Origin of the sequence: Duganella radicis, assembly GCF_009720825.1 — a bacterium.
Classification (GTDB): Bacteria; Pseudomonadota; Gammaproteobacteria; order Burkholderiales; family Burkholderiaceae_D; genus Rugamonas; species Rugamonas radicis.
Genome location: NZ_WNKY01000082.1, coordinates 1 through 8,968, shown reverse-complemented (window position 1 = coordinate 8,968; position 8,968 = coordinate 1). Strand labels below are relative to the sequence as shown.

Below are 8,968 nucleotides of genomic sequence, written 5' to 3'. Positions count from 1 at the left end.
CTGGCCTGCGCCGTGATCTGCTCCGCCTGCGCCGGCGTCATCGCACTGGCCAGCGGCACCGGCGGTGCCACCGGCGCGGCGGGCGCCGGCGGCGGCGCCGGATTCGGGTCCGGCTGCAACCACACCGTGGCCAGCCGCACCTCCTGCTTGCCCGGCACCCCCAGCGCCACATACAAATGCAGATACTCCGCCTCCACCGCCCGGGTGGTGGTCACATGCAACACCGGCTTGCCGCCGCGCCGCTCCACCTGCATGCGCACCGAACCCAGCGCCGGATTCATCACCGTATTGGCGCCACGGTACACATCCGGCGCCGCCAGCCGCACCTGCAAGCCGGACGCCTCCTCCGGCGTCAGCGACACCAGATCGATATCCACCGCCAGCGGCTGCCCGATGTAAGAGCGCGGCGCAATCTCGCCCAGCTCGGCCGCATGCACAGCGCCAGCCAAGGCCAAAGCGAAAATCGGGGTCAGGAAATTGCGCTGCATCATCTTTTAAAAGCAAGAATCTCTAAAGTGTAATCGCTATAACGGCCGGATTTTCCGATTTTGTAGCCCTCGGTCAATTTTTCCAAACTGCGCTACACTCGATCACCTCATTCCCCACCAAGGACAACCCATGAGCACCCGCAGCGAACGCGACAGTTTTGGCCCGATCGACGTCCCCGACGCCCAGCTTTGGGGCGCGCAGACCCAGCGCTCCCTCGAACACTTCCGCATCTCCACCGAAAAAATGCCGGTCGAACTGATCCACGCCCTGGCCAGCGTCAAGCGCGCCGCCGCGCGCGTCAACCTCGACCTCGGCCTGCTGGACGGCCCCAAGGCCATCGCCATCACCCAGGCCGCCGACGAAGTGCTGGCCGACAAACACCCGGGCGAATTCCCGCTGGCCGTGTGGCAAACCGGCTCCGGCACCCAGTCCAACATGAACATGAACGAAGTGCTGGCCAACCGCGGCTCCGAGCTGATGGGCGGCGTGCGCGGCGAACGCCGCATGCTGCACCCGAACGACGACGTCAACAAAGGCCAGTCCTCGAACGACATCTTCCCCACCGCCATCCACGTCGCCGCCGCGCTGGCGCTGGCCAACAACGTGCTGCCAGCGCTGAAACAGCTGCGCGCCAGCCTGCACGCCAAGGCCGCGGCCTTCGCCGACATCGTCAAGATCGGCCGCACCCACCTGCAAGACGCCACGCCGCTGACGCTGGGCCAGGAATTCTCCGGCTACGTCGCCCATCTGGACTTTGCCGAACACGCCATCAACGCCGCCCTGCCCGGCGTGCTGCAACTGGCGGCCGGCGGCACCGCCGTCGGCACCGGCCTCAACGCGCACCCGCAATACGCCCCCCGCATCGCCGCCGAGCTGGAGCACGCGCTGCACCTGCCGTTCAAGACCGCCGACAACAAATTCGCCGCGCTGGCCGGCCACGACGCCCTGCTGTCGGCCCACGGCGCGCTGAAAACCCTGGCCGCCGCCCTGATGAAAATCGCCAACGACGTGCGCTGGATGGCTTCCGGCCCGCGCTCCGGCCTGGGCGAAATCACCATCCCCGAAAACGAGCCGGGCAGCTCCATCATGCCGGGCAAGGTCAACCCGACCCAGTGCGAGGCGCTGACCATGCTGGCCTGTCAGGTGTTCGGCAACGACGTCGCCATCACCATGGGCGGCGCCTCCGGCAACTTCGAGCTCAACGTCTACAAGCCGATGATCGCCCACAACTTCCTGCAAAGCGCGCGCCTGCTGGCCGACGGCATGCGCAGCTTCGAGGAACATTGCGTGCACGGCATCGAGCCGAATCGCGGCCGCATCGCGGAATTGATGGAGCACTCGCTGATGCTGGTCACCGCGCTGGCGCCACACATCGGCTACGACAAGGCCGCCGCCATCGCCAAGCAAGCCCAGCACGAAGGCACCACGCTGAAGCAGGCCGCGCTGGCGCTGGGCTACGTCAGCGCCGAGCAGTTCGAACAGTGGATCGTGCCACTGGACATGACCAGGCCGGGCGCCAAGGGCTGATCAGAAGCCGTAGGAATAACGCACGCCCATCAGCAGATCGGGCCTGGCGTTGGCATCATGGCCGGGATTGACGCGGTACATGATGGCCCCGGTCACCCGCCCCTTGCTGCCGTCGCGGCCGAGGAAGCGGGTGTAGCCGAATTCCAGGTCGCGCTCGGTGGCGGTCGGCCGCAGGTTCAGGCGCGGCCCGCCAAACGCCGCCACGCCAGGATCGGCCGCCGGCGTCAACACGCCGCTGTAGTCGAGCGAACTGGTGCGCACCTTGGCCGGGATCGACAGGGTGAATGCCAGCCGGTCGTTGCGGGTGAAAATCTGCCGCTGCACATAGCCCAGGCTGTACGCCACCGTGCGCACCGACGACACCTGCGACAGCAGGCTGTCCGGCGCGCCGATGCCCTCGGTCTTGCCGTACGACGCCATCGCCATCAGCGAGCCGGTCGAGGACAGCGCGTAACCCAGCGACAGCGAGGTGAAGCGCGTGGTCGGCCGCGTGTTCCACATCATCGACAGGCTGTGCTGCCAGCCCGGCGCGCCGCCGTATTCGCGCAGGATGCCGAAGGTCAGGATGCCGGTGCCGCGTCCCATTTTCTTTTCAAATTCGGCGCTGCTGAGGAAGCGTTTGCCGTGCTCGTTGAGCAGCGGGCCGAGCGGATCGAGCAGCGCCAGATGGTCCGGCAGCGCGCCAAAGTGCAGGCGCGGCGAACCGGCGAAGGCGGCATAACGGGGCGTGCTGGAGAGCGAGTCGGCCAGCGCCCCCTGTCGGTCGGCCGCCTCGAACAGCAGGGCCGAGTCGGCGCGCTTTTCAAACCATGGCGGGGTCTGGGACGCGGCAAACGGATCGGATGCGACGGCGTTGGCCGCGTTCAGGGCCAGTGTCGCCAATGCCAGCAGAAGCTTGTTCATGATGCAACTCGCTACGGTCTTTGCGCCCTGCCAAATGGGTGGCAGTTGAATCCAGCATATTCCTTTCTTTGCCCCCTAGCAAACCAAATTACTTTGCGGTGATGCGGTAAACTGCGCGCCTGTCGGAATGCCGCTACACTAGACAAACCGATTTCACATCATGGCAACAGAGGATAAAATGCAGAAAGTAAGTTTTGAGTTAAACGGCGAATTTGTTGAGTTGAATCAACTTCTCAAGCTGGTGGGGCTGTGCGACAGCGGCGGCGCCGGCAAGCAAATCGTCGCCAGCGGCGATGTCAAAGTCGACGGCAAGCAAGAGCTGCGCAAGACTGCAAAAATCCGCGCCGGCCAGCAGGTCAGCGTCGGGGACGTTAGAATCAGCGTGGTTGGCGTGTAATTTTTCTTGCTTTTGAGAAATAATATTCTAAGCTGCAAGTGTGGCCTTGCAGAGCGTTTGAGCGCGCGCAAACCAGTGTGCGCCGGCACGGTTATATTGGCTTAGTTTTCCGCCCGGCTTTTTCAACCAGTTTTGACAGGGGGACGTCATGGACGGTCCTGAACCAGGCAGCCCGACCCAGGAGCGATTGCTGGACGATTTGCGCCAGGTGATCGAGAACGCCGAGGAGTTGCTCAAGAATACGGACCAGTATCATGGCGCGCTGTACCAGGCTGCCCGCAACAAGCTGGCCGAAGCGCTGGCCACCGCCACCGAGGAACTGGCGCGGTTTGAGGATGTGCAGATCGACCGCATGATTGAGCTGACCGCCATCGCCAACCGTCTGCACCGGGACCTGACCGGCGAGGCCCGCCTGCTACGCGCTTTCCGCCGCGACAACTGATTCCGCCAACGCCGCATGCGTCAGCCAGTGCCGCAAGCTGGCGCCGACATCGAATGCTTCATCCTGCGCCAACGCGGCATCCAGCGCCGCGCCGAAGTTTCCACCTTCCGACAATACTTGTAACGCGGCATGGCTGGCCGCGCTGAGCGGCTGCGCACCCGCCTGCCATGCCGGCCGGCTGACCAGCGCGTGGCTGGGCACGGCCAGCTCCGGCGGGAAACCCACGCCGCTTTCCTGCTGATGAGCTTGCCACAGCGGCACCACCGCCCACTCCGAGCGAAACAGCTGCGCCGCCGGATGCAGCGGGAAGACGGTGGCCTCGACCTGCTCCGGCGCGATGGTGGCCAGTTGCCGCGCGCTGAGCGCCGGCGCTTGCGGCGCGTAGTGAGCCCGGTGCAGCAGCCATTCCAGCTTTGCCATGTCCGGCAGGTAGGGCAAGTCGGCCGTATGCGGGAAATCGCGCAGGAAGGTGGCGAAGTGCGCGCCGAAGCGATTCAGATCGGGATTGTCGGACGGATGGGCGCGGCCGTAGGCGCGCGCCAGGCCGCCGAAGAATTCCGCGCCGACCAGCGCGAGCACCACCGGGTAGGTCGCCGCCAGCGTCTTGGTCCAGGTTTCGGTCAGGTTGCCGCGATACAGCGCCAGCCCGTGCTCGGCAGCGGTGGTGGCGGCGTCAGCGCCGGCACTCGCAGCCGCAACGACGACATCCGCCTCGGCGCGGCCGGCCCGGCACAAAGCCAGCGCCGCACCGGCCTGCCGCACGTCGAACAGCGCGCTGGCAAACAGCTGCTGATCCCGCGCTGCATCGCCCCCGCCGACGTCTCTGCCATCGTCCTTGCCTTCGCGCTCGCCAGCAGCCACGACGCCGGCTGCGGCCGACCGGCTGGCCGACAGCGGCGCGGCGCGGGCGTGCAGCGCCGCTGCCCGGTCGGCCTCGGCCAGCAGCACCTCCAGCGCCGGAATATCGGTATCCCACTCGATCAAAGTCGGCACCGCGCCAAAGCGCGCCAGCGCCGCCTCATACAAGCGCCACACCGGCTCCGCCACGCGGTCGCCATGATGATCGATCACCGCCTGCGGCGTCACCAGATGCCCGGCCAGATGCATCTCGCCCACCATACCCGGCTCAATGGCGGCCAGCGCAGCCAGCGCATCCTCGCCATGGTTGCACTGATTGACGTACAGATTATTGATGTCCAACAGCAGCCCGCAACCGGTGCGCGACGCCAGCGCCGCCATGAACTCGGCCTCGCTCATGGCGTCCGCATGGAAGCGCACATAAGTCGACACATTCTCCAGCAACAGCTGCCGCCCCAGCGCATCCTGCACCCGGCCCACGCGTTCGCTCATCAGATCGAGCGCGGCCCGGTCCAAAGTCAGGGGTAACAAATCGTTGAAATGCCGGTCCGCCACCGCGCCCCAGCACAAATGCTCGGACACCAGGACCGGTTCCACCTGCCGCACCAGCGCGGCCACGCGCGCCAGATGATCCGAAGAAAAACCGCGCGCCGAGCCCAGTCCCAGGCCCACGCCGTGCAGGCTGACCGGATAATCGCGCCGCAATTGCTGCAACACGTGCCAGTCCCAGCCACCTTGATCGAGATAGTTCTCGCTATGCACCTCCAGCCAGCCGACAGGCGGCCGCTGGCTCAGAAACTGCCGGTAATGCGGAGCGCGCAAGCCAACGCCGACACCCAGGCCAGACATCCCTGCCGCTCCGCGCGCGCCTGTTACTTGGCTGGCGGCGTGGTCTTGCCGCCGGCTTTCTCGCAGGTGCCTTTCGCGACGAACTTCCACTCATCCGGCTCGTTGTCGGCCTTGGCCTGACCCGAGCAGGAGTGCTTGGCGGTGCCGCAATCGTTCTGGCCAGCCTTGGCGACGCCGTAGCATTTTTCTTTTTCTTCGGCGGCGGCGGCAGTGCCCACCTGGGCAGCGCATACGGTGGCCAGCGCGGCCGCGATCAAGGCTTGACGTTTATTCATGAAGAGTCTCCTGTGGAAAAAAATGACAGCACCCGCAGCGTACCAGCAATGCGGCCGTTATGCACCTGTCTACACATGGGAAGGAGGAATGCGCGAGACCGCGCCGCGCAGCCGACGCTGCGCAGGAGAAATGGCGGCGCCTGGATGGGCCGCGGCAGCCGCTCAGGCCTTGGTGTTGATGTTGTTGCCGAGGTGAGACGGCAGATTTGGCACCGGCGGAATCGCCTCGATCAGGGCGGAAGCGCTGGAAGCCTGGATATCCTGAGCTTTTTTCAACACAGCAACGCCAACAGCCTGCTTGGTGCCGGTGTCAGCGATTGTGGTTGCGGTCTGAGCAATACCGGTAACGTCCATTTTTCGGTCCTCCTGAGGGCTATCACTTCATTATCGGAGGTTTGCGCGCGAACTTTAGCCGTTCGCTGAATTTTTTTTCAGATGGGTGAGCAGCCAGGCAAGTACCTGCTGCGGCTGGTTCAGGTCCAGCCAAGTCAGACTGTCGCGCAGCCCGTCCGGACGCGGATGGTCGGCCGCCACCGCCAGCACCCGCTCGTCGTGCGGATACAGCGGCGCCCGGCCGGCTTCCACCCGGTACACTTCCAGCTTGTCGATGGCGTAGGACTTGAAGCCCTCCAGCAAGGTCAGGTCGGCCGGCGACATGCGCGCCAGCTGCTCCTCCAAGGTGGGCTCGGGCGCCCCGCGCAGCTCGTGAATGATGGCGTAGCGGAATGGCGAGCCCACCATCACCTCGGCCGCGCCGGCCATGCGCAGGCGCGCGCTATCCTTGTGCTGCGGCTCGAATTGCAGATCGTGGTGGCTGTGCTTGATGACATTGACCTTCAAGCCCTGTTGCGCCAGCTGCGCCAGCAAAAATTCCAGCAGGGTCGTCTTGCCACTGCCGGAAGTTCCTACCACCCCGAGAATAGATTGCATTGCCTGCCCTTTGAAGCCCTATGTTGATACCCAACATTATACGCAGCAAGATTCATTGCCGCAGCAGGCCAGGTGACAGGGTTTATTGCTGTTCAGGCTTGACGACGGCGCTGTGACGCGGCGCGGCTGCCGACAGCAGCACCAGGCCGAAACAGATCAGCAGCATGCTGACGCCGCTCGGCTCGGCGGACTGCGCCACTTCCGCCGCATGGGCGCGCGGCATGTAGGAGGCGGCGGCGATCAAAAAAGGCAGGAACTTCAAATGTTTCATGATATCTCCATTGCTGAGTTCACAATGGTAACAAAATATCATGACTTTGTGACGTGCGAATTACAACTCAATACGGAACGCGGTAACGATAGCCACGGAAGTTGAACACCGCCTCCTTCGGCTGCAATTTCTCCAGCAGCAGCCCGGGCGCGACCTCCTCGCCTTCGTGGCGCAGCACTTTATCGACCAGCAACAGGCGGTCGGCGGCGTTTTTGGAATAAATGTAACCGCCCACCGTCACCGGGGGAATGGCGCGCTGGATCGGTTCCGGCAGTTCGCGTAGATTGACGACCGGCTCTTCCGGTACCGCCGAGGACTTGGCAGGTGCGCCGGATGCCAGCGCCGGCGCCACGGTTTGCGACAGCGCTGGCGACGCTGCCTGCGAAGTCGATGCCGCCGGAGCTGGGACCGGTTGCGGCGCGGATGCCGGCGCGCGCGCCAGATTGGCGACCGACGGCGGCAGGTCGGCGTCAGGCGCCGGCAGCGGCGTCGGCGCGACGGGCGCCACTGCCGACGCCATTGCCGGCGCGGGAGCAGGCGCAACGGCCGGCGCGGCGGCCGACGGCGTCGATGGCCCAGCCTTGGGCTCGGCCGCAGGCCGCAACACCAGCACCAGCAGCACACCGATCACCACCGCCATGCCCAGCACCGCCAGCAGCATGGGCTTGCTGAACCGCGCCGTGGCCGACGCCGTCCCGGCCGTCTGCAAGGTCGGGGCGTGGATGGTGGGCGAGCTGCCCAGCTGACGTTCTGCCTGCGCCTTTTTCAAGGCTTCCAAAATATAAGACATAGCTTTTAATGAATCGGAGTTCGCGCTATCTTACACGTCACAACAACCCGACGGAGACAACTCATGAAATACACCGGCAGCTGCCATTGCGGCCAGATCAAATTTGAAGCGGAAGGCGACATCGGCACCGCCTTGTCCTGCAATTGCTCGATGTGCCAGCGCAAGGGTTCCTTGCTGTGGTTTGTGCCACGCAGCGCGCTGCGCCTGCTGACGCCCGAAGCCAACCTCAGCACCTACCTGTTCAACAAGCACGTCATCAAGCATCACTTCTGCGCCAAGTGCGGCATCCACCCGTTCGGCGAAGGCACCGCGCCGAATGGCGACGCCACGGCGGCCATCAACCTGCGCTGCATCGAGGGTATCGACCTGGAAGCCATTCCGGTGCATCACTACGACGGCCGCTCGGTCTGATCAGCGCAGGCGCGGTTCCTGCACCCCGCCCAGCTGATACAGGCGGATGAAGGTCTTGGGGCCGGCCACGCCGTCGGCCTTGAGCTGCTGCGCGGTCTGGAATTCAATCAGACGCTTGCGCAACGGCGCGTCCAGCGGCTGGTTTTCCTGTGGCTTTTTCAGATCGTAGATTTGCGACAGGCGCTTGGCCAGCCAGTCCACGTCCGGGCCCTGATCGCCGCCGCGCACCTCGTCGCGCCAGCTGCGCGGGGCGCGCCAGTACGTGGTGAATTCGCCGTCGTAGCGGGCCGTGAGGGCTTCCAGTGAGAGCGTTTGCGGCTTGCCGCCGGCAGCGGTGATGGTGGCCGTGTGCTCGTCGAGCGCGGTCAGCAGCACGTAATTGGGCGCGGCCGGATCGTCATGCAGCTTGAGCATGGCGGGACGGTCGAGCAGGCGCAGTTCTTCCAGCGTGCCCTTGACTGGCAGACAGCGCAGATTGGCGCGCGCGGCGGTCGGGCAAGGATCGCCATCAACCAGCGTCAAGCCCCACAGACCGGCCAACTGGCGCAAGGCCGCCGCGCTGTTACCGCCTGGCGGCAGCGCGCCAGCCGCGGCGCCTCCGGCTGACGCAACCGCGCCTCCCACGACGCTCCCCGCAGCCGCCCCTCCCACAGTCATTCGCCCCACCGTCGCGTCTCCCGCAGCACCGCCTGCCCCCGCCGATGGGACGCCTGCCGCCACGCCGGCTCCGGCAGGCGCAAGCACCGCGCCGGATGCGGCGACGCCCCCTGCCGTGCGGCCCGGCTGTGCGTGGCCGGCCTCTGCCGCTTGCACCGGAGCGACGACC

The 8,968-nt window shown here is 65.5% G+C and carries 13 protein-coding genes; 4 read left to right on the top strand and 9 right to left on the bottom strand.

The window, feature by feature from the left end; all coding sequences use genetic code 11:
* On the bottom strand, positions 1-491 hold a 491-nt coding region (locus GM676_RS30715), incomplete at its 3' end, for a type IV pilus assembly protein FimV (protein ID WP_371866415.1).
* Positions 492-618: 127 nt separating this feature from the next.
* On the opposite strand from GM676_RS30715, the gene fumC reads away from it, so the two are divergent.
* A complete protein-coding gene (gene fumC, locus GM676_RS30710; protein ID WP_155468365.1) occupies positions 619-2,016 on the top strand; it encodes a class II fumarate hydratase in 1,398 nt (465 codons plus the stop codon).
* On the opposite strand, the gene GM676_RS30705 is transcribed toward fumC, so the two are convergent.
* The gene (locus GM676_RS30705; RefSeq protein WP_155468364.1) at positions 2,017-2,919 is read right to left on the bottom strand and encodes a hypothetical protein; all 903 of its coding nucleotides are present in this window, start codon (positions 2,917-2,919) and stop codon (positions 2,017-2,019) included.
* Positions 2,920-3,097: 178 nt separating this feature from the next.
* Here GM676_RS30705 and GM676_RS30700 point away from each other — a divergent pair, with 178 nt between their 5' ends.
* Both GM676_RS30700 and GM676_RS30695 read left to right on the top strand, forming a co-directional pair.
* Positions 3,098-3,316 (top strand): RNA-binding S4 domain-containing protein, encoded by a 219-nt coding sequence (locus tag GM676_RS30700; protein ID WP_155468363.1) that lies wholly within the window; start codon positions 3,098-3,100, stop codon positions 3,314-3,316.
* A gap of 148 nt (positions 3,317-3,464) precedes the next feature.
* Positions 3,465-3,758 (top strand): DUF883 domain-containing protein, encoded by a 294-nt coding sequence (locus GM676_RS30695; protein ID WP_155468362.1) that lies wholly within the window; start codon positions 3,465-3,467, stop codon positions 3,756-3,758.
* Here GM676_RS30695 and bufB read toward each other — a convergent pair.
* From bufB to GM676_RS30665, 6 genes are all read right to left on the bottom strand, one after another.
* Entirely contained in the window at positions 3,732-5,465 is a 1,734-nt protein-coding gene (gene bufB / locus GM676_RS30690; protein ID WP_155468361.1) for an MNIO family bufferin maturase, read from the bottom strand. The genes GM676_RS30695 and bufB overlap by 27 nt on opposite strands.
* Before the next feature lie 23 nt (positions 5,466-5,488).
* Positions 5,489-5,740: a BufA1 family periplasmic bufferin-type metallophore gene (locus tag GM676_RS30685; RefSeq protein ID WP_155468360.1), complete on the bottom strand. Its 252-nt coding sequence runs from the start codon at positions 5,738-5,740 to the stop codon at positions 5,489-5,491.
* Positions 5,741-5,902: 162 nt separating this feature from the next.
* The gene (locus tag GM676_RS30680; RefSeq protein WP_155468359.1) at positions 5,903-6,094 is read right to left on the bottom strand and encodes a YjfB family protein; all 192 of its coding nucleotides are present in this window, start codon (positions 6,092-6,094) and stop codon (positions 5,903-5,905) included.
* A gap of 54 nt (positions 6,095-6,148) precedes the next feature.
* A complete protein-coding gene (gene mobB / locus GM676_RS30675; RefSeq protein ID WP_155468358.1) occupies positions 6,149-6,670 on the bottom strand; it encodes a molybdopterin-guanine dinucleotide biosynthesis protein B in 522 nt (173 codons plus the stop codon).
* An 82-nt stretch (positions 6,671-6,752) separates the two neighbouring features.
* On the bottom strand, positions 6,753-6,941 hold the full coding sequence (locus GM676_RS30670) for a hypothetical protein (RefSeq protein ID WP_155468357.1): 189 nt from the start codon (positions 6,939-6,941) through the stop codon (positions 6,753-6,755).
* Positions 6,942-7,008: 67 nt separating this feature from the next.
* Entirely contained in the window at positions 7,009-7,731 is a 723-nt protein-coding gene (locus tag GM676_RS30665; RefSeq protein WP_155468356.1) for a general secretion pathway protein GspB, read from the bottom strand.
* 63 nt (positions 7,732-7,794) lie between these two features.
* On the opposite strand from GM676_RS30665, the gene GM676_RS30660 reads away from it, so the two are divergent.
* Entirely contained in the window at positions 7,795-8,142 is a 348-nt protein-coding gene (locus GM676_RS30660) for a GFA family protein (protein ID WP_155468355.1), read from the top strand.
* On the opposite strand, the gene GM676_RS30655 is transcribed toward GM676_RS30660, so the two are convergent.
* Positions 8,143-8,968 (bottom strand): peptidoglycan-binding protein (locus GM676_RS30655; protein WP_211923322.1); only part of this gene is annotated, 826 nt, incomplete at its 5' end. It lies immediately after the preceding gene.

Coding starts and splice junctions, on each gene's coding strand:
- mobB (WP_155468358.1), bottom strand. CDS start 6,670: ATGCAATCTATTCTCGGGGTGGTAGGAACTTCCGGCAGTGGCAAGACG.
- GM676_RS30695 (WP_155468362.1), top strand. CDS start 3,465: ATGGACGGTCCTGAACCAGGCAGCCCGACCCAGGAGCGATTGCTGGAC.
- fumC (WP_155468365.1), top strand. CDS start 619: ATGAGCACCCGCAGCGAACGCGACAGTTTTGGCCCGATCGACGTCCCC.
- GM676_RS30680 (WP_155468359.1), bottom strand. CDS start 6,094: ATGGACGTTACCGGTATTGCTCAGACCGCAACCACAATCGCTGACACC.
- GM676_RS30700 (WP_155468363.1), top strand. CDS start 3,098: ATGCAGAAAGTAAGTTTTGAGTTAAACGGCGAATTTGTTGAGTTGAAT.
- bufB (WP_155468361.1), bottom strand. CDS start 5,465: ATGTCTGGCCTGGGTGTCGGCGTTGGCTTGCGCGCTCCGCATTACCGG.
- GM676_RS30685 (WP_155468360.1), bottom strand. CDS start 5,740: ATGAATAAACGTCAAGCCTTGATCGCGGCCGCGCTGGCCACCGTATGC.
- GM676_RS30705 (WP_155468364.1), bottom strand. CDS start 2,919: ATGAACAAGCTTCTGCTGGCATTGGCGACACTGGCCCTGAACGCGGCC.
- GM676_RS30660 (WP_155468355.1), top strand. CDS start 7,795: ATGAAATACACCGGCAGCTGCCATTGCGGCCAGATCAAATTTGAAGCG.
- GM676_RS30670 (WP_155468357.1), bottom strand. CDS start 6,941: ATGAAACATTTGAAGTTCCTGCCTTTTTTGATCGCCGCCGCCTCCTAC.
- GM676_RS30665 (WP_155468356.1), bottom strand. CDS start 7,731: ATGTCTTATATTTTGGAAGCCTTGAAAAAGGCGCAGGCAGAACGTCAG.